This is a genomic window from Novosphingobium malaysiense (assembly GCF_000802225.1).
In the GTDB taxonomy this organism is placed as follows: domain Bacteria; phylum Pseudomonadota; class Alphaproteobacteria; order Sphingomonadales; family Sphingomonadaceae; genus Novosphingobium; species Novosphingobium malaysiense.
The window spans coordinates 1-216 of sequence record NZ_JTDI01000075.1; the positions used below are offsets into that span (position 1 = coordinate 1).

Sequence of the window (216 nt, forward strand, 5' to 3'; positions counted from 1 at the left end):
CCTTGGAACGTGCCGAGGAGGCGGCGGCGGAGCGCGCCTTGATGCGCGGTACGAAGTACCACAGCGCCGCGCTGTAGCCGACGATCCACAGGGCCAGCGGCACTACCAGGCGCAGGTCGGCGGCGGCGAACAGGTACAGTGCGCTGCCGGCATAGACCACCACGTGCCACAGCGCGTCGATCACCTGCATGGCCGAGTCGCGCAGCGAGGGGCCGG

Annotated in this window: 1 pseudogene; it reads right to left on the reverse strand. The window is 70.8% G+C overall.

Annotated features, from left to right (window positions below):
* A pseudogene (locus LK12_RS23540) lies at positions 1-190 on the reverse strand (hypothetical protein); the annotation flags it as partial.
* Positions 191-216 lie beyond the last annotated feature (26 nt).